Origin of the sequence: Mycolicibacterium palauense (genome assembly GCF_002592005.1) — a bacterium.
GTDB lineage: Bacteria > Actinomycetota > Actinomycetes > Mycobacteriales > Mycobacteriaceae > Mycobacterium > Mycobacterium palauense.
This window is the reverse complement of record NZ_NVQF01000002.1, coordinates 156,647-174,869: the sequence shown is the minus strand read 5'-3', so window position 1 is coordinate 174,869 and position 18,223 is coordinate 156,647. Positions and strand designations below refer to the sequence as shown.

17 protein-coding genes and 3 pseudogenes are annotated in these 18,223 nt (G+C 70.1%); 7 read left to right on the top strand and 13 right to left on the bottom strand.

Annotated features, from left to right (window positions below; all coding sequences use genetic code 11):
* Positions 1-161: 161 nt before the first annotated feature.
* The 3 genes and pseudogenes from purQ to CSR00_RS01730 form a co-directional block, all read right to left on the bottom strand.
* Positions 162-584: pseudogene (gene purQ, locus CSR00_RS01740) on the bottom strand (phosphoribosylformylglycinamidine synthase I); the annotation flags it as partial.
* A complete protein-coding gene (purS, locus tag CSR00_RS01735) occupies positions 581-820 on the bottom strand; it encodes a phosphoribosylformylglycinamidine synthase subunit PurS (RefSeq protein WP_099020660.1) in 240 nt (79 codons plus the stop codon). The pseudogene purQ and the gene purS, both read right to left, overlap by 4 nt.
* Positions 821-884: 64 nt before the next feature.
* Positions 885-1,565, bottom strand: a complete 681-nt coding sequence (locus tag CSR00_RS01730) for an ATPase (protein ID WP_245905772.1) — start codon at positions 1,563-1,565, stop codon at positions 885-887.
* 46 nt (positions 1,566-1,611) lie between these two features.
* Between CSR00_RS01730 and CSR00_RS01725 the strand changes: the two genes are divergently transcribed.
* Genes CSR00_RS01725 through CSR00_RS01715 form a run of 3 tightly spaced genes read left to right on the top strand, consistent with a single transcriptional unit; the run spans position 1,612 to position 4,358 of the window.
* Positions 1,612-2,250 carry an MBL fold metallo-hydrolase gene (locus CSR00_RS01725; RefSeq protein WP_099020658.1) on the top strand — a complete coding sequence of 213 codons (639 nt, stop codon included), beginning with the start codon at positions 1,612-1,614 and terminating at the stop codon, positions 2,248-2,250.
* A 58-nt stretch (positions 2,251-2,308) separates the two neighbouring features.
* On the top strand, positions 2,309-3,145 hold the full coding sequence (locus CSR00_RS01720) for a mycofactocin-coupled SDR family oxidoreductase (protein ID WP_099020657.1): 837 nt from the start codon (positions 2,309-2,311) through the stop codon (positions 3,143-3,145).
* Between the two features lie 7 nt (positions 3,146-3,152).
* Positions 3,153-4,358, top strand: coding sequence for a cytochrome P450 (locus tag CSR00_RS01715; protein ID WP_099020656.1), 1,206 nt, complete (start codon positions 3,153-3,155; stop codon positions 4,356-4,358).
* A 10-nt stretch (positions 4,359-4,368) separates the two neighbouring features.
* On the opposite strand, the gene CSR00_RS01710 is transcribed toward CSR00_RS01715, so the two are convergent.
* Together CSR00_RS01710 and CSR00_RS01705 are read right to left on the bottom strand one after the other, a co-directional pair.
* A complete protein-coding gene (locus tag CSR00_RS01710) occupies positions 4,369-6,009 on the bottom strand; it encodes an FAD-binding dehydrogenase (protein WP_099020655.1) in 1,641 nt (546 codons plus the stop codon).
* 82 nt (positions 6,010-6,091) lie between these two features.
* On the bottom strand, positions 6,092-7,174 hold the full coding sequence (locus tag CSR00_RS01705) for an aldo/keto reductase (protein ID WP_099020654.1): 1,083 nt from the start codon (positions 7,172-7,174) through the stop codon (positions 6,092-6,094).
* Positions 7,175-7,334: 160 nt separating this feature from the next.
* On the opposite strand from CSR00_RS01705, the gene CSR00_RS01700 reads away from it, so the two are divergent.
* Complete coding sequence (locus CSR00_RS01700; RefSeq protein WP_099020653.1) at positions 7,335-8,261, top strand: AraC family transcriptional regulator; 927 nt, start codon at positions 7,335-7,337, stop codon at positions 8,259-8,261.
* Between the two features lie 188 nt (positions 8,262-8,449).
* On the opposite strand, the gene CSR00_RS01695 is transcribed toward CSR00_RS01700, so the two are convergent.
* The 4 genes and pseudogenes from CSR00_RS01695 to CSR00_RS31705 all read right to left on the bottom strand — a co-directional run.
* Positions 8,450-9,022, bottom strand: coding sequence for a hypothetical protein (locus CSR00_RS01695; protein WP_245905771.1), 573 nt, complete (start codon positions 9,020-9,022; stop codon positions 8,450-8,452).
* A gap of 109 nt (positions 9,023-9,131) precedes the next feature.
* A complete protein-coding gene (locus CSR00_RS01690) occupies positions 9,132-9,836 on the bottom strand; it encodes a DUF2334 domain-containing protein (RefSeq protein ID WP_099020651.1) in 705 nt (234 codons plus the stop codon).
* A 73-nt stretch (positions 9,837-9,909) separates the two neighbouring features.
* Positions 9,910-10,398: a glutathione peroxidase gene (locus CSR00_RS01685; RefSeq protein ID WP_099020684.1), complete on the bottom strand. Its 489-nt coding sequence runs from the start codon at positions 10,396-10,398 to the stop codon at positions 9,910-9,912.
* Positions 10,395-10,580, bottom strand: a pseudogene (locus tag CSR00_RS31705) (hypothetical protein); the annotation flags it as partial. The pseudogene CSR00_RS31705 and the gene CSR00_RS01685, both read right to left, overlap by 4 nt.
* Between CSR00_RS31705 and CSR00_RS01675 the strand changes: the two are divergent.
* Positions 10,519-10,911: a DoxX-related protein gene (locus CSR00_RS01675; protein ID WP_281259654.1), complete on the top strand. Its 393-nt coding sequence runs from the start codon at positions 10,519-10,521 to the stop codon at positions 10,909-10,911. The pseudogene CSR00_RS31705 and the gene CSR00_RS01675 sit on opposite strands and share 62 nt — an antisense overlap.
* Here the strand turns inward: CSR00_RS01675 and CSR00_RS01670 are convergent.
* Together CSR00_RS01670 and CSR00_RS01665 are read right to left on the bottom strand one after the other, a co-directional pair.
* Positions 10,849-12,990 (bottom strand): S9 family peptidase, encoded by a 2,142-nt coding sequence (locus CSR00_RS01670; RefSeq protein WP_099020649.1) that lies wholly within the window; start codon positions 12,988-12,990, stop codon positions 10,849-10,851. The genes CSR00_RS01675 and CSR00_RS01670 overlap by 63 nt on opposite strands.
* The gene (locus CSR00_RS01665; protein ID WP_099020683.1) at positions 12,987-13,880 is read right to left on the bottom strand and encodes a phosphoribosylaminoimidazolesuccinocarboxamide synthase; all 894 of its coding nucleotides are present in this window, start codon (positions 13,878-13,880) and stop codon (positions 12,987-12,989) included. Before CSR00_RS01665 ends, CSR00_RS01670 begins: the two co-directional genes overlap by 4 nt.
* Before the next feature lie 52 nt (positions 13,881-13,932).
* Between CSR00_RS01665 and CSR00_RS01660 the strand changes: the two genes are divergently transcribed.
* Positions 13,933-14,556, top strand: coding sequence for a hypothetical protein (locus CSR00_RS01660; RefSeq protein WP_099020648.1), 624 nt, complete (start codon positions 13,933-13,935; stop codon positions 14,554-14,556).
* 87 nt (positions 14,557-14,643) lie between these two features.
* Complete coding sequence (locus CSR00_RS01655) at positions 14,644-15,486, top strand: type IV toxin-antitoxin system AbiEi family antitoxin domain-containing protein (protein WP_099020647.1); 843 nt, start codon at positions 14,644-14,646, stop codon at positions 15,484-15,486.
* Between the two features lie 31 nt (positions 15,487-15,517).
* Here CSR00_RS01655 and CSR00_RS01650 read toward each other — a convergent pair.
* Positions 15,518-16,752 (bottom strand): annotated as a pseudogene (locus CSR00_RS01650) (cytochrome P450).
* Positions 16,749-18,170 carry an adenylosuccinate lyase gene (purB, locus tag CSR00_RS01645; protein ID WP_099020682.1) on the bottom strand — a complete coding sequence of 474 codons (1,422 nt, stop codon included), beginning with the start codon at positions 18,168-18,170 and terminating at the stop codon, positions 16,749-16,751. The pseudogene CSR00_RS01650 and the gene purB overlap by 4 nt, the downstream one beginning before the upstream one ends.
* Positions 18,171-18,223: the final 53 nt, after the last annotated feature.

The following is an 18,223-nucleotide window of genomic DNA, read 5'->3' as shown; positions in this document are numbered from 1 at the left end:
TGTTAACACAGGACGATAGGAGTGGACTGTAGAGTTGGAGAGAAGAAGGTGTGTGAGGGAACTGAGAAGGAAAATGATAATCAGTTGTGTGATTATGCAGAGGTGGGGACGAAGGAGAACTACGCAAGGGGTATCGTCGGTAGCGTAAGAGGTGGATAAGAGACAGGGATGAGGATCTCCGCGCCCTGCTCGTAGCGGGTGGTCCAGCTCGTGGTCACCGCGTCCACCCGCAGCCAGACGTCGCGGCAGACGAAGTGCAGTCCGGCGTTGCGGGTCAGCGCGCCCGGCAACAGTCCCGCCTCGCAGAGCACCTGGAACCCGTTGCAGATGCCCAGCACCGGCAGCCCCCGCCCGGCGGCCTCGACGACCTCGCCCATCACCGGCGCGAAGCGGGCGATCGCCCCGGCCCGCAGGTAGTCGCCGTAGGAGAATCCCCCGGGGACGACCACCGCGTCGACGCCCTTGAGGTCGGCGTCGGCATGCCAGAGGCTGACCGCCTCGGCGCCGGAGAGGCGGACCGCGCGGGCGGCGTCGACGTCGTCGAGGGTGCCGGGGAAGGTGATGACACCGACCCGGGCGGTCATGAGGTCTCCCGGGTCACCGACCAGTCCTCGATCACGGTGTTGGCCAGCAACGACTCGGCGATCTCGGCCAGCTCCTCGTCGCCCACGGTGTCGTCGACCTCCAGCTCGAACCGCTTGCCCTGCCGGACATCCGCGATACCGGGATGTCCGAGCCGGCCCAGCGCTCCGATGATGGCCTGACCCTGCGGGTCGAGAATCTCCGCCTTGGGCATCACGTTGACAACCACCCGGGCCACGGGGCGACTCCTCGCTGCGCGCTGCCGGCGCGCTGCATCATCCGGCACGATTTTCGGGTTCACTCTACCCACACGAGCCGAGGTAGGCCCCGCACAGCGGCGTGGCCAACGCGTCGAACACCGCCTCGTCGGGAACCACCGGCCACGCGACCGCGGGCTCGTCCCCGGGCACCGCCTCGGTCCACAGCGCCAGTTCGCTCAGCGTGCTGCTGGCGGGGTCGGCGATCAGGTACCAGTGCACGACCTGCGGGCCGCTGAGCACCGCCGCCAGCCGGGTGGATGTGTGGGTGGTGATCGACGGCGAGTAGGCGGGGTTGCCGCGCTGGCATGCCTGCAGCGCCTCGGCGGCGGCGTCGAAGACGTCCAGGGCCAGCTCGCCGCCGCGCCAGGTCTCCCCGCGCCAGTGCACGATCTGGGCCTGTAACTGCCATTGTCCGGCGGGTTGGTCGATGACCCTCTTGGCCGCGACGGCGTAGTCGCGGGGGTCACCGGGGCGGCGCGGGGTGCGGCACAGCTCCTCGAACCGGAACTGCGCCCCGGGCGCGGGCCGGTCCAGCGCGGACAGGATCGGCCACCGGTAGGTGCTGTAGAGCGGCAGCGACCACGGTGCCGGCCAGGCCGCCGAGGGGATCCGGTCGCAGGTGGGCGGGCAGGTCTCGGGCCCGGCGCGGGCCACCGGCGCCGCCGGGGGGCCGACGAGCAGCCCCATGCCCAGCAGCGACACCACCATGACCGTCCGTAGCACTCGGCCTCCCCAGCCCCGACACCGTCCTGAGCGCACAATCGTAGGCATGGAGTTGACGCATTTCGGACATTCATGTCTCCTGGCGAGCTTCCCCGAGACCACCGTGCTGTTCGACCCGGGCAATTTCTCGCACGGCTTCGAGGGCATCACCGGCCTATCGGCGATCCTGGTCACCCATCAGCATCCCGACCACGCCGACCCCGAACGGCTGCCCGCCCTGGTGGAGGCGAACCCGCAGGCGGCGCTGTACGCGGACCCGCAGACCGCCGCCCAGCTCGGCGAGCCGTGGCGGGCGGTGCACGTCGGCGACGAGCTGACCGTCGGGGGTCTGCGCATCCGGGGCGTCGGTGGGCGGCACGCCATCATCCACCCGGAAATCCCTGTCGTCGACAACATCTCGTATCTCGTCGGCGACGGCGAACACCCGGCGCGGCTGATGCACCCCGGCGATGCGCTGTTCGTACCCGACGAGCCCGTGGACGTGTTGGCGACCCCGGCCGCGGCACCCTGGATGAAGATCTGGGAGGCCGTGGACTACCTGCGGGCGGTGGCCCCCACCCATGCGGTGCCGATCCACCAGGGCATCGTCGCCCAGGAGGCGCGCGGCATCTTCTACGGCCGGCTCAGCGAGATGACCGACACCGATTTCCGGGTGCTGCCCGAAGAACGGGCGATTTCGCTTTGACGGCGCCCCGGGCCCGCTACCGTTGAGCAGTCGCTCAGCATGCGGGGACGGAGGCGCCATGACCGGTCGGGTAGCCGACAAGATCGCCCTGGTGACCGGGGCCGCGCGCGGTCAGGGCCGCAGTCACGCGGTCCGGTTGGCCCAGGAGGGCGCCGACATCATCGCGGTCGACATCTGCCGGGGGTTCGACGACTCACCGGCGCCGGCGTCGACGCCCGAAGACCTCGACGAGACCGCCGAGCTGGTCAAGAGCCATGACCGCCGTGTGGTCACGGCCGAGGTCGACGTCCGCGACTTCCCCGCCCTGGCGGCGGCCGTCGACGCCGGCGCCGACCAGCTGGGCGGCCTGGACATCGTGGTGGCCAATGCCGGCATCGGCACCACCGGGGTCAAGCTGCACAAGATGAGCGAACCGATCTGGCAGGAGACCATCGACGTCAACCTCTCCGGGGTGTGGAAGACGGTCAAGGCGGCGGTGCCGCATCTGCTGGCCGGCGGGCACGGCGGCTCGATCATCATCACCAGCTCGGTGGGCGGCACCAAGGCCTACCCGCAGGTGGGCCACTACGTGGCGGCCAAGCACGGCGTCGTGGGGCTGATGCGGTCGTTCGCCGTGGAGCTGGGCCAGCACATGATCCGGGTGAACACCGTGCACCCGACGCACGTCGACACACCGCTGCTGATGAACGAGGCCACCTACCGGATGTTCCGGCCCGATCTGGACTCCCCGGGCCCCGACGACCTCGCCCCGGTGTGCCAGTCGTTTCACGTCATGCCGATCCCGTGGGTGCAGCCGGGCGACATCAGCAACGCCGTGTTGTTCCTGGCCTCCGACGAGGCCCGCTACATCACCGGGGTCACCCTGCCCGTCGATGCGGGAAGCCTGCTGAAATGAGCGAGAGGTGAGCGGGGCCGCGACCGGCACCGGGGTCTACTACGACCCCTATGACGTCGGCATCGTCGCCGACCCCTACCCGACGTATGCGCGGCTGCGCGACGAGGCCCCGATCTACTACAACGACCGCTACGACTTCTGGGCGCTCTCGCGCCACGCCGATGTGGAGAAGGCGCTGGCCGACTGGCGGACCTTCTCCAGTTCGCGCAGCGACATCCTGGAGCTCGTCCAGTCCGATTTCGACATGCCCCAGGGCGTCATGATGTTCGAGGACCCGCCGGTGCACACGATGCTGCGCGGATTGATGTCACGGGTGTTCACGCCGCGCCGGATGGCCGCGATCGAGGACCAGATCCGCCGCTACTGCATCGGCTGCCTGGATCCGCACGTCGGCAGCGACGGCTTCGACATCATCGCCGAGCTGGCCTCGATGATGCCGATGCGGGTGATCGGGATGCTGCTGGGAATCCCGGAGTCCGAGCAGGTTTCGGTGCGCGATGCCAACGACGCCAACCTGCGCACCAGGCCGGGCGCGCCGATGAAGGTGGCCCGCGCCGACGCCATCGCCGACGGCAGCATCTACGCCGACTACGTGTCCTGGCGTGCCGAGAACCCGTCGGATGACCTGATGACGGCGCTGCTCAACGTCGAGTTCACCGACGAGCTCGGCGTCACCCGCACGCTGACCCGCAAAGAGGTGCTGCATTACACGCAGGTCGTCGCCGGGGCCGGCAACGAGACCACGGGCAGGCTGATCGGCTGGCTGGCCAAGGTGCTCGCCGAGCACCCCGACCAGCGCCGGGCGATCGCCGCCGACCGCTCGCTGCTCAACCGCGCGATCGACGAGACATTGCGCTACGAGCCCACCGGCCCGCACGTCGCGCGGTACATGACAACCGATTTCGAGTGTTACGGCACCACGGTGCCGGCCGGGGCCGCGATGCTGCTGCTGTTCGGCGCGGCCAACCGCGACCCCCGCCGCTACACCGACCCCGACACCTTCGACATCTTCCGCGACAACATCTCCCACGTCACGTTCGGCAAGGGCACGCACTACTGCCTGGGCGCCAATCTGGCCCGGCTGGAGGGCCGGGTCGCCCTCGACGAGCTGCTCAACCGCTGGCCGGACTGGGACATCGACCGCGACACCATGCAGCTCGCGCCGACCTCGACGGTGCGCGGCTGGGAGCGGCTGCGGCTCGTGCTGCCCTGACCGGATACGGTCAGGCGATGTCGCGGGCGGCGGCCCGGCCGGCGGCGCGCCCGGAGAAGATGCAGCCGCCGAGGAAGGTGCCCTCCAGGGCGCGGTAGCCGTGCACGCCGCCGCCGCCGAACCCGGCCACCTCACCGGCGGCGTAGAGGCCGGGCAGTGCCGACCCGTTGTCGCCGAGCACCCGGGAGTCGAGGTCGGTCTCCAAACCGCCCAACGTCTTTCGGGTCAGGATGTGCAGTTTGACGGCGATCATCGGGCCGGCCTTCGGGTCGGTCAGCCGGTGCGGAGCCACGACCCGCGCGATACGGTCGGCGAGGTAGGCCCGGGCCCCGTGGATCGCGGTGATCTGACCGTCCTTGCTGTACCGGTTGGCGACCTCCCGGTCCCGTGCGGTCACCTCGGCCTCGACCGTGGCGAAGTCCAGGGGTGCCACCTCGGGCAGCGCATTCATGCCAGCCACCAGCTCCCGCAGGGAGCCGGCGCTGACGAAGTCGATCCCGCGGTCGACGAACGCCTGCACCGGCCCCGGCGGGCCGGGCCGCACCCGGGCCAGCACCTCGCGGATGCTGCGGCCGGTCAGGTCGGGGTTCTGCTCCTGCCCGGAGAGCCCGAACTCCTTCTCGATGATGCGGGCGTTGAGGACGAACCAGGTGTAGTCGTGGCCGGAGGCGCAGATGTGTTCCAGGGTGCCCAGGGTGTCGAAGCCGGGGTAGAGCGGGCCGGGCAGGCGTTTCCCGGTGGCGTCCAGCCACAGCGACGAGGGCCCCGGCAGGATGCGGATGCCGTGGTTGGGCCAGATCGGGTCGTAGTTGGTGATGCCCTCGGTGTAGTGCCACATCCGGTCCCGGTTGATCACCCTGGCCCCGGCGGACTCGGTGATCGCGATCATCCGGCCGTCGACGTGGGCGGGCACCCCGGTGAGCAACTGGCCAGGGACCCGGCCCATCCGGGCCGGCCAGTTCTGCCGAACCAGGTCCGGGTTCCCACCGATCCCACCGCTGGTGACGATGACCGCTGAGGATCGGAATTCGAAGTCGCCCAACGTCTCCCGTGACGATGCGACGGCCCGCGCCGCCGTGGACGGGGCCAGCACCGCGCCGCGCACACCGACGACGGCACCGTCGTCGACGATCAGCTCGTCGACGCGATGACGAAACGAGAACCGCACCAGCGGGTCGTCCCGCAGGCGGCGGGCGAAGATGTCGACCAACGCCGGACCCGTACCCCAGGTGATGTGGAACCGGGGCACCGAGTTGCCGTGTCCGCGCGCGTCGTAGCCGCCGCGCTCGGCCCAGCCGACGAGCGGGAACACCTTGAGACCACGCTCACCGAGCCAGCTGCGCTTCTCGCCGGCGGCGAAGTCGACGTAGGCGTGGGCCCACTGGCGCGGCCAGTAGTCCTCCTCCCGGTCGAACCCCGCGGTGCCCAGCCAGTCCTGCAGGGCGAGTTCGTGGCTGTCGTGGATGCCCATCCGGCGCTGCTCGGGGCTGTCGACGAAGAACAGCCCCCCGAACGACCAGTAGGCCTGTCCACCCAGGTTCGCCGCGTTCTCCTGCTCGACGATCAGCACCCGCCGGCCACGTTCCACGGCCTCGCCGGCGGCGACCAGCCCGGCCAGCCCGGCCCCAACCACAATGACGTCAGCGTCCATAGCTCCTCACGCTAGCCGCAGTCGGTCGGGCGAACCCCGCGGTCCGCCGATGTGCGCGAACGGGCCGTCACCGTGCCCGGACTCAGTACACGGTGTCCCGCTGCAGCAGCGGCGGGTACACCTCGGAGGATTGCCCGTCGACCGTCGTGCCCGCGAACTGCAGCGTCGATCGGATGTCGGCGTTGACCGACGCCGGGTAGTCCAGGTCCGGGGCCGACACCGCGTCGAGCGCGCGCACCTGCGCGGCGCCGAGTGCGACGTCCAGGCCGGCGAGGTTGTCCTCGAGGTGCTGCAGCCGCCTGGCTCCCAGGATCGGCACGACCGTTCCGGGCCGGCTTCGCAGCCACGCCAGCGCGACCGCCGACGACGAGGTCTCGAGTTCGTCGGCGATGGTGGCGACGGTGTCGATGACCGCGAACTCGGCCTCGCTCGGGCCGCCGACGAAGGCCGCGCGGGCCGAATCGGTGACCATGCCGTCGCGGCGGTACTTCCCGGACAGGTAGCCGTTCTTCAGCGGGCTCCAGGGCACCAGCGCCATTCCCTGATCGAGTGCCAGCGGGGAGATTTCACCCTCGACGGTGCGAGCCAGCAGCGAATACTCGACCTGCAGGGCGATCAGCGGGGTCCACCCCTTCAGCAATGCGGTGGTCTGGGCCTGGCTGGTCACCCATGCGGGGGTGTTGGAGAACCCGATGTAGCGGATCTTCCCGGCCCGCACCAGGTCGTCGAGCGTCCGCATCGTCTCCTCGATCGGGGTGTGGCGGTCCCAGTTGTGCAGCCAGTACACGTCGAGGTGGTCGGTCCGGAGCCGGCGCAGCGACTCGTGGCACTGGGCGATGATCGCGGAGCGGCCCGCACCACCGCCGTTGGGGTCGCCCGGGAACATGTTGGCGAAGAACTTCGAGGCCAGCACGATGTGCTCGCGACGCCCGGGCCGGCGGGAGAAGAAGTCGCCGAGAATCTTCTCCGAGTGTCCGTTGGTGTAGAAATTGGCCGTGTCGATGAAGTTTCCACCGCGGTCCAGGTAGGCGTCGAGGATCCGTTCGGACTCCTCGACGGTGCACCCGGCACCGCCGGGATCTTGTCCGAAAGTCATCGCTCCGAGTGCGAACGGGCTCACCCGCAGACCCGAGCGGCCCAGCGTGCGGTAGTGATCCAATGGCATTGTGATTCTCCGATTCCGTGGTCTGTGTTGCTGTTCCATCGAATCGCCGCACGGCTCCTGGCGGTAGACCAATCCGGCCAGCCTCTTGCATAATCCTGCTCGATTCGGCTGAATACTGGTGAATCCGTGCCACGACCAGCTCCGGAGGTGTTCCGTCGCAATGGTGCACACCGCCGAGGATCTGCTGACCGAGATCCGTGACCTCATCGCCGCCCATGCCCGTCCCGATCTGCGGACACCCATCGACGGGCTGCTGCTCTCCCGCGTCGCCGTTCCCTCGGCCGGACCCGACTACTCGCTGACCGAGCCGTTGCTGGTGGTGATGGCCCAGGGCGGCAAGCGACTGATGCTCGGCGAGACGGTTCACGAGTACCGGGCCGGCCAGTGCCTGGTCGTCACGGCGAGCCTGCCGGTCACCGGCTACTACCTCGACACCGCCGCGGACACACCCGCGTTGGGGATGGCCCTGGTCCTGCACCCCGCCGCGGTGGCCGGTCTGGCACTGCGGGCCCGCCTCGCGCGCGCGCCCCGCCCGGCACCCGACCCGATGGCGATCGCGACCGCCCCCGCCGGTGCGGACCTGCTCGACGCCGTCGCGCGGATGCTGCGACTGCTCGACCGCCCGCAGGACGCGGCGGTGCTGGGACCGCTGGTCGAGCAGGAGATCCTCTGGCGGCTCATCACCGGACCGCTGGGCGGCACCGTGCGCCAGATCGGGATCGCCGACAGCAACCTCACCCACATCGACGCGGCGATCGGATGGATCCGCGACCACTACGCCGAGCCGCTCCGCATCGACGAACTCGCGCGGCTGGCCGGCATGAGCAGTTCGGCCTTCCACCGCAGGTTCCGCGCGATCACGGCGATGAGCCCGCTGCAGTTTCAGAAGCGGATCCGGCTGCAGCAGGCACGTTCGCTGCTGGTGGCCCATCCCGGGGACGTGGCCGGCGTCGGCCACTCCGTGGGCTACGACAGTCCCTCGCAGTTCAACCGCGAGTACCGCCGGCTCTTCGGCAACCCGCCGGGTCAGGACGCGTCACGACTGCGCGGAAGCGCCGAACCGCCGGAACTGGCGGCATTGGCCTGAGCCCTCCCGGGCATCGGACCTTCGGCTGCGCCTCAGGATCCGAAGGTCGGCTCCGCCTCAGGATCCGATTGTCGGCTCCGCCTCAGGAGCCCGACGTTCGGCTCCGCCTCAGGAGCCCGACGTTCGGCTCCGCCTCAGGAGCCCGACGTTCGGCTCCGCCTCACAGGAGCCCGACGTTCGGCTCCGCCTCACAGGGGCTCGACGACCAGGCGCGCGAAGGCGTGATTCGTCGACACCGACCCGTCGGGCATCGTGGCGTCGGGATCGTGCACCTGGAGGTGGATGCCGGCGACATTTCTGCCGTTCTGGTGTGCGAGGTAGTACCGGGTGCTCGCCGGGACCTCGACAATGCCGTCGAGAATGCTCGGCTGCCCGTACAACGGGTCCTGCATGGATCCGAGCAGTTCGATGCGCTCCGTGTCCACGTTCCACAGGAAGGCGTACCCGGGGGCCGAGAACGTCTGCGCCTGCTCGTCTTTGGTCAACTCGTAGCCGAATGTCGTCAGCGACCAGCCGTCGACCCGATAGGTCCCCGGCTGCAGCGTGAGATACCCCGTGGCCGTGTCGTAGTCGACGAGACCCCGGGCGTTGAGATCAACCTCGTTGAAGAGGCGGACGTTGGCGCCCGGGCGCATGGGCACGTCGTCGCGCCCGAGCTCGGTCAGCACCGCCCACGCCGGCCGGGCGGTGTCGGCGCCGCACCCGGCGGCACACAGTGCGACGACGACCAGCGCTGCGGCTGGATGCACTCTGGATGTCACGGCGTCCTCCACGGCTGGGCGAGTCGGGCCCGGGGCCCGCCGGCCGGGAGCGTCCCGGCAGCGACGGTAAGGGTAGCCGCCGACGGGGCCGGCGCTGGGGCTCAACGAGTCAGGCGGCGGATTCCAGCGCCGGTTTCGGCAACCAGCGGTACACCGTCGGAGTGCAACCGTGCAGCAACGAGAGATCGACGGCGTCGAGCACCGCCTGGCGGGGGCCGGGCTTGCCCAGCGCCCGGGCACTGACCGCGACCCGCACGATTCCACCGCGGCGGGCGGTGCGTTCGCCGGCGAGCACCAGGGTCCGGCACCACCAGGGCTCGGCGAGAAAACCCGCCCCGATGCCCAGCACCCGGGTGCGCACGCTGCTGCCGCGCACCAGGTCGGTGATCCCGGTCAGACCCGCGATCAAACGAAAACCGTTGCGGGGCAGCACGGTGACCGCGCCCGCAGAGACCGTCCACCCGGGCGCGGCGAACAGCCGGGTGCGCAGCCCGAGGTGCCCGAGCACCCGGTCGGCGGCCATCAGGCGCAGATTGGCCTCGTGTGCGGGCAGGCTGGCGAATTCGCTGCGGCGCCGTTTGGTGGCGGCCTCGTCGTAGCCGTGCAGGACGATCGCCGCACCGCCGGCGCGGCGATCGGTCAGCCAGTCCACGGTGGCATCGTCGCGGTCGAGGCGGTAGCCACCCTTGAGACGCGGGGCGATCAACAGCGACAGCGGGACCGCCCGGGACGCCAGCTCGGCAGCGAATGCGTCGACGTCGGCCACCGTCCGGTCGCTGATCCCGGACACCGAGACGATCAGTTGCCCAGCCACGCCCTCAGTGTGTCAAGCGCAGGTGTCCAGACGGTGTCGGACACCCGGACGTGCGGTGACAAGTCCCGGCGATTCAGCCGGGCAGCACCGCCTCGATGGCCGCGACCACGTCCGGTGCATCCGGCTCGGTGCGCGGGCGGAACCGCCCGACGACCCGGGCCCCGGGTGCCAGCAGGAACTTCTCGAAGTTCCACTGGATGTCCCCGGCCGCACCCTCGGCGTCGGCGGTCTTGGTCAGCTCCGCATACAGCGGGTGCCGACCGGGACCGTTGACCTCGGCCTTCTCCAGCAGCGGGAACGTGACCCCGTAGGTGGTGGAGCAGAAGGTGGCGATCTCCTCGGGGCTGCCGGGCTCCTGGCCCATGAACTGGTTGCACGGCACCCCGATCACCACGAGCCCCCGGTCCCGGTAGTCCCGGGCAAGCTGCTCGAGGGCACCGTATTGCGGTGTCAGGCCGCACTTGGAGGCGACGTTGACGAGCAGCACCGCCTTGTCGGAGTACTCCGCCAGCGAGGTGGGCTTGCCGTCCAGGGTCGTCAGGGGGATATCGGTGAGACTCACGGGCGCCACGCTAACACCGCGGCCCGCAGAGCAGGCCGCTCATTCGTCGAAGAGCATCGCCCCAGGGTTTCCGCGGCCGCGGCCGGGTCGTCGACGACGACGGCCTCGTTGAGGCACAGTGTGGCGAACCCGTGCACCAGCGACCACGCGGCCAGCCGGGCCGTGGCCGGATCGGCGCGGGCCACGCTCACCGGCATCGCGCATTTCGTCCCGCCGCGGCGGGCCGAAATGATCGCCATCGTGCCGCCCGGACTGCCGGCCCCGGCATTGCTGGTGACCGTCACCGGCGTGCTGGAACTGCTGGGCGCCGCCGGGCTGCTCTTCCCGGTGACGCGGGTCGGCGCGGCGGCGGGGCTGGCCGTGTTGCTGCTGGTGATGTTCCCCGCCAACGTGCACGCCGCGCGGATGCCCAACCCGCCGGCCTCGATGACGACGCGGCTGTGGCTGCGCTCAGCCCAGCAGGTCGCCTACCTGGCCGCTGCCGTAGTGGTCGCGGTCGGCGGTGGCCAGTAGCCAGGCGTACTGAAACGCCGTCTCCCGCCAGCGCTCGTAGCGCCCACTGATGCCTCCATGACCGGCGGCCATCTGCGTCTTCAACAGCACCGGATGACCGTCGGTCTTGGTGTGACGCAGCGCGGCAACCCATTTGGCCGGCTCGACGTAGAGCACCCGGGTGTCGTTGAGCGAGGTCATCGCCAGGATCTCCGGATAGTCGTGCGCCCCGACGTTCTCATAGGGCGAATAGGACTTCATGTAGGCATAGACCTCGCTGTCGCTCAACGGGTTTCCCCACTCGTCCCATTCGGTGATGGTCAGCGGCAACGACGGGTCCAGGATCGAGGTGAGCGGGTCCACGAAGGGCACCTGGGCCAGGATCCCGGCGAACAGATCCGGGGCCATGTTGGCCACCGCGCCCATCAGCAGACCGCCCGCGCTGCCACCGAGTGCGACGAGGTTCTGCGGCTGGGTCAGGCCCGAGTCGATCAGGTGCCCGGCGGCGGCCACGAAGTCGGTGAAGGTGTTCTTCTTCATCAACATCTTGCCGTGCTCGTACCACAGCCGCCCCAGTTCCCCGCCGCCGCGGACGTGGGCCACGGCGAACACCACCCCACGGTCCAGCAGCGACAGCCGCGCGATCGAGAACCTCGGGTCCTCGCAGGACTCGTAGGCCCCGTAGCCGTAGAGCAGCGCGGGACCGGGGTGCTCGATCCCCTTGCGGTACACCAGAGAAATCGGCACCCGCACCCCGTCGGGGGCGGTCGCCCAGTCCCGGCGCTCGACATAGTCCTCGGGCCGATAGTCGCCCAGGACCGGCTGTTCGCGCAGCAGAATCCGCTCGTTGGTGGCCAGGTCGAGGTCGTAGACCCGCGCGGGAACCACGAACGACGTCGCCGCGATCCGCAACCGGGGGGCGTCCCAGTTCGGGTTGCCGCTCAGCCCGGAGGCCATCAACTCCGAATCGAAGAAGATCTCGTGGGGCGGTTCGTAACCGCCCGTGTCGCCGATCGGCCACAGCTGGATGCGCGGCAGCGCCTCGCGGCGGTAGCTGACCACCAGATGACCGGCGAACGCGTCGACCCCCTCGAGCCGGACGTCGTCGCGGCCCGCGATCAGGGTGCGCTGAGCGCTCGGATCGGCGGCGGGCGCCTCGTTCAGCTCGAAGTTCACCGCGCCGTCGTTGTGCAGGATCAGGAACCGGTCCTCACCCCCGACGACGGCGTGCTCGACGGAGTACTCCACTCCCTCGCGCCGGGGCAGCACGCTGGTGAACTCCGCGTCCGGGTCGGTGGCGTCGGCGTAGAAGAACTCCGAGGTGATGCCCGATCCGGCCCCGATCAGCACGTAGGCGTTGCTGCGGGTGCGCCCCACCACGATCCAGAAGCGCTCGTCGGGCTCGTGGTAGACCTTCACGTCGGGAAGCCCGCTGCCCAGCCGGTGCCGCCAGACCGTGTCGGGCCGCCACGCGTCGTCGACGGTGCAGTAGTACACCGTCTCGTTGTCGGCGGCCCAGGTCACCCCCGCGCTGATACCGGCGATCTCGTCGGGATAGAGCTCGCCGGTCTGCAGGTTCTTGAACTGCAGGGTGTAGCGCTCGTCCCCGAGCACGTCGACGGAGAACGCCAGCACGCTGCCGTCGGTGCTCACCGCGGCCGCGCCGAGCGCGAAGTAGTCGTGCCCCTCGGCCAACAGGTTCTCGTCGAGCAAGACCTGCTCGCCGGGGATCTCGGTGTGCTCGTCGAGGATCGGCGGGCTCCAGTCGTCGGGATGACCGATCGGACAACGACAATGCACCGCGTACTGCTTGCCCTCGAAACTGCGCGAGTAGTACCAGTACTCGCCGCGCCGGGTCGGCACCGAGAGGTCGGTCTCCTTGGTCCTGGCCTTGATCTCGTCGAAGATGCGCTGGCGCAACGGTTCCAGGCGTGCGGTCACCGCGTCGGTGTAGGCGTTCTCGGCCTCCAGGTAGGCGATGACCTCCGGATCGGACTTGTCCCGCAACCACTCGTAGGGGTCGTTGAACACATCGCCGTGGAACTCCCTGCGGGAGTCCACCCGCTTGGCCACCGGCGGAGTCGGCTGTGGGGCGCTCACGCGGCCGGTCCGATCCAGTCGGCGAAGCGAAGACCCGAGATACGCTCGTAGGCCTCGATATAGCGGTCGCGGGTGGCGTCGACGATATCCGGCGGCAGCGGCGGCGGGGGTTGCGAACCGTGGCGGTCCCACCCCGACTCCGGTCCGGTCAGCCAGTTGCGCACGAACTGCTTGTCGTAGCTGGGCTGCACCACTCCCTGCCGATAGGAGTCGGCGGGCCAGTACCGCGACGAGTCGGGGGTGAACACCTCGTCGGCCAGCCGCAGGTTGCCGTCCGGATCGACACCGAACTCGAACTTGGTGTCGGCGATGATGATGCCCTTGGTCAGGGCGTGATCGGCGGCCTGAATGTAGGTCTGCAACGTCCGCTCCCGCAATTGATTGGCGCGCACCGGCCCGACCAGGTCGATGACGTCGTCGAAGGAGATGTTCTCGTCGTGGGCGCCGAGTTCGGCCTTGGTCGCCGGGGTGAACAGTGGCTCGGCGAACCGGCTGGCCTCCCCCAGCCCCGGCGGCAGCGCGATCCCGCACACCGAGCCGGTCTTCTCGTAGTCGATCAGCCCGGACCCCGTCAGATAGCCCCGTGCCACACACTCGACGGGCACCATCTCCAGCCTGCGCACCACCAGCGCCCGGCCGAGCACCTCGGCGGGAATGCGCGGATCGTCGGGCGGGCCGGCCAGATGGTTGGGCGCGCTGACCAGATCGAAGAAGAACACGCTCATCGCCGTCAGGATCCGGCCCTTGTCCGGGATCTCGCTGTCGAGGATGTAGTCGAAGGCCGAGATCCGGTCCGAGGCGACGAAGAGCAGATGCTCGTCGTCCACACGGTAGAGCTCGCGAACCTTGCCGCTGGCCAGGTGTTGGTAGTCAGACAGAGGGGGGCGCACCACGTCACCCTATCGACCACGGCGCCGCGCGCGGCGTGCTGGGATCGACCCCATGAGATCGAAGTTCCTGCCCTACGCCACCACCCCGCACCGGCTGCTGCTGCAGCTGCTCAGTGATGTGGCGGTAGTGGCGTGGACCGCCATCTGGGTGATGGTGGGCATGGCGGTGCACGCCGCGGTGTCGATCATTGCCGAGGTGGGCCGGCAGGTCGAGCGCGGCGCCAACGGCGTCTCCGACGGTCTGGACTCGGCCGGCAACGGCATCGACAACGTCCCGTTCATCGGTGACGACCTGCGCAAACCGCTGACCTCGGCCAGCGAGGCCGCCCTCGACATCGCCGGGGCCGGACACAACCTGGACACCACCGCCAGCTGGCTGGCCTGGGTGCTGGCCCTGGCGGTGGCCGCGCCGCCCATCCTGGCCGCCGCGATGCCCTGGTTGTTCCTGCGGATCCGGTTCTTCCGGCGCAAGTGGACCGCGATCACGCTGGCCGCCACACCGGCCGGCGAACAGCTGCTGGCCCTGCGGGCCCTGGCCAACCGCCCGCTATCCCGGCTGGCCGCGGTCAGCATCGACCCGGTCGGGGCCTGGCGGCGCGAGGACCCCATCGCGGTGCGCGGCCTGGCCACCCTCGAACTGCGCGCGGCGGGCATCGCCACCCCCTGGAAATCGTGATTTCGGTGCACTGAGTCCCGCCCAGCGGGACCAGCTGCACCGAAATCGCGGGGGAACCGGTCGTGCGGCCCGGCAGTCGAACTTGTCGTGATCGATGATTTCCTGCGGCGCCATGACGGCGTCATCACGTTGGAACAGGCGCAGCGCGCGGGCATGGACAGACGTGCGGTGCACCGCCGCGTGCAGTCGGGGCACTGGCGCCGGTGCGCGCGGGGCGTCTACTTCGTCGCCGACCGTCCCTTCACCGACTCCGCACGCGTCCGGGCGTCGGTGTGGGGCTACGGCCCGCACGCGGCGGCCAGCGGACTGTCCGCCGCCTGGTGGCACCGCCTGGTCGACCGGGCTCCCGAGATCGTCGAGGTGACGGTGCCGCGGGTGTCGACCGGCCGCCGGCACCCGGGGACGCGCACGCGACGGCGCGACCTCGGCCCGCACGACACCGTCGAGCGGCAGGGACTGCGGGTGACGTCGCTGGCACTGACCGCGGTGGAGACCCCGGCGTTCGTCATGGACCGTGCGCTGCAGCGGCACGCCGACCTGCCCGAGCTGTGGCAGGCACATCTGCGCAACAAGGGACGCTATGGGTCGCCGCGGGCGCGGATGCTGCTGCACGGCGCCGGCGACGGAGCCCGTTCGCACGCCGAGCGGCTGCTGATCACCCTGCTGAGGTCCGCCGGCATCACGGGATGGGTGGCCAATCTCGCGGTGGGCGGGTACCTGGTCGACGTCGGGTTTCCCGACCTGAAGGTGGCGCTGGAGGTCGACGGCTGGGCGTTTCACAGCGATGTCGCGGATTTCCAGAACGACCGGACCAGGCAGAACACGCTGTCACTGCTGGGCTGGCAGGTCCTGCGCTTCACCTGGTGGCATCTCACCGAGCGGCCGGACCGGGTCATCGCCGAGATCCGTCGCGTGATTTCGGTGCACTGAGTCCCGCCCAGCGGGACCAGGTGCACCGAAATCACGGGGTGAGGGTGACGTAGAGGTGTCGGATGCCGGTGTGGCGGTTGCTGCGGGCCCACTCGACGGGCGCGGCCACCTCGACCCGCCCGAACCGGTTCAGCAGCTCCTCGAAGAGCACCCGCAGCTCCAGCCGGGCCAGGTTGGCGCCCAGGCAGTAGTGCACACCCTGCCCGAACCCCAGGTGCGGGTTGGGCCGGCGGCCGACGTCGAAGCGGTCCGGGTCGGCGAACACCGCGGGGTCGCGGTTGGCCGACCCCTCCCACACCTGCACCTTCTGGCCGGCGGCGATCGTATGCCCGCCCAGCACCGTGTCGCGGGTGGCGGTGCGGCGCTTCGACGGCGAGGGCGTGGTCCAGCGGACCATCTCCTCGACGGCGGTGGGCAGCAGCGTGGGATCGGCACGCAGGGCGTCGTACTGGTCGGGGTGCTCGGCCAGCGCCAGCAGGCCCCCGGCCACGGCGTTGCGGGTGGTCTCCGCGCCCGCGGAGAACAACAGATTGAAGAACAGGTAGAGCTCCAGATCCGACAGCGTGGGCGCCTCCGGGTCGTCCACCTGCGCGTTGACCACCACCGAGAGCATGTCGTCGGTGGGCCGGTCCCGTTTGGCGGCGATCAGGTCCATGCCGTAGCCGTAGATCCGCGAACCGGCCTCCTCGACCGAGAGCCGGCTGATCGACGCCGAGCGGGAGCCGCCGAAGTCGAAGTTCGGCTCGATCGCCTCGAACAGCCAGTGCCGCTCGGTCTCGGGCACCCCAGCAGGATGCAGATCATCTGCATCGGCAGCTCGGCGGCGACGTCCACCAGGAAGTCGAAGGACCGGCCCGATCCGGCGTCGAGCAGCCGGGCGGTGCGGGCCCGCAGATCGTCCTCGACACGCCCGATCATCCGGGGGGTCAGCCCGGAACTGACCAGCCGCCGGATCAGGCCGTGCCGTGGATCGTCCATCATGTTGAGCACCTGGCCCGCGATCGGCAGGTCCTGCAGCAGGGTGCCGCCGAAGGGGCGTGACCCGCCGGTCACCGAGGAGAAGGTCTCCGGATCACGCAGCACGGCCAGGGTGTCGGCGTAGCCGGCGACGGACCAGAAACCCTCGCCGTCGGGGGTGTGCGCGGTGGGTTCGTGCCAGAACACCGGCGCCTGCGCGCGGTGCAGCGCGAACAGCTCGTGCGGGAACCCGGCGGCGAAGTTGTCGAGGTCGGTGAGGTCGACCGCGGCCAGGTTCCCGGTGGTCACAGGATCGCGCCGGGCGTGTAGCCCGCCGCCTCCGGATACTGCTCGAGGAGTTTCTGCACCGCCGCGACCACCTGGTCGACCTGGTCCCCGGCGGCCCCGGTGAACGCCTGCCTGTCGGCCAGCGCGGCCTCCAGGGCGGCGCGGTCGAGCGGCAGGCGCGGGTCGGCGGCCAGCCGGTCCAGCAGGTCGGGTTCGCGGCCCTGCTCCCGCATGGCCAGCGCGACGGCCACGGCGTGCTCCTTGATCACCTCGTGCGCGGTCTCGCGGCCCACCCCGGCGCGCACCGCGGCGATCAGGATCCGGGTGGTGGCCAGGAACGGCAGATAGCGGTCGAGCTCGCGCTGGATGACCGCCGGGTAGGCACCGAACTCGTCGAGCACCGTCAGGAAGGTCTCGGTCTGCCCGTCGATGGCGAAGAAGGCGTCCGGCAGTGCCACCCGGCGCACCACCGAGCAGAACACATCGCCCTCGTTCCACTGCGCCCCGGCCAGCTCCGCGGCCATCGAGGCGTAGCCGCGCAGCACCACCTGCAGACCGTTGACCCGCTCGCAGCTGCGGGTGTTCATCTTGTGCGGCATGGCCGAGGAACCCACCTGGCCCGGCGCGAACCCCTCGGTGACCAGCTCGTGGCCCGCCATCAGCCGCACGGTGTGCGCGAACGAGGAAGGCCCCGCGCCCAGCTGCACCAGGGCCGAGAGCACGTCGTGGTCCAGCGACCGCGGGTAGACCTGCCCGACGCTGGTGAGCACCGTCGAGAACCCCAGGAACGACGCGGTGCGGCGCTCCAGCTCGGCCAACCGGGCGGTGTCGCCGTCGAACAGGTCGAGCATGTCCTGGGCGGTACCCATCGGGCCCTTGATCCCGCGCAACGGGTAGCGGTCGAGCAGGTCGCGGACGCGCGCCAGCGCCAGCAGTGTCTCCTGGGCCGCCGAGGCGAACCGCTTGCCCAGGGTGGTGGCCTGCGCGGCGACGTTGTGGCTGCGGCCGGCCATCACCAGGTCGCGGTAGGCCGCGGCCCGGTCGGCCAGCCGGGCGGCCACCGCCACACCGTGGGCGAACACCAGCTCCAGTGACCGGCGGATCTGCAGTTGTTCGACGTTCTCGGTCAGGTCACGGCTGGTCATCCCCTTGTGGATGTGCTCGTGGCCGGCCAGCGCGTTGAACTCCTCGATGCGGGCCTTGACATCGTGGCGGGTCACCCGCTCGCGGGCGGCGATGGAGTCCAGGTCGACGTCGGAGAGCACCCGTTCGTAGTCGTCGACGGCGGCGGCGGGCACGCTGCCCACCCCCAGCTCCAGTTGGGCCCGCAGGACGGCCAGCCACAGCCGGCGCTCGGCGACGATCTTGGCCTCCGGAGACCAGATCCGGACCATCTCAGCGCTGGCGTAGCGCGCTGCCAGGACGTTGGGAATGCTCACGAACACACAGCTTACGGGCCGCCCGCGGGCGAAACGCCGGGGGAAACGGGTGG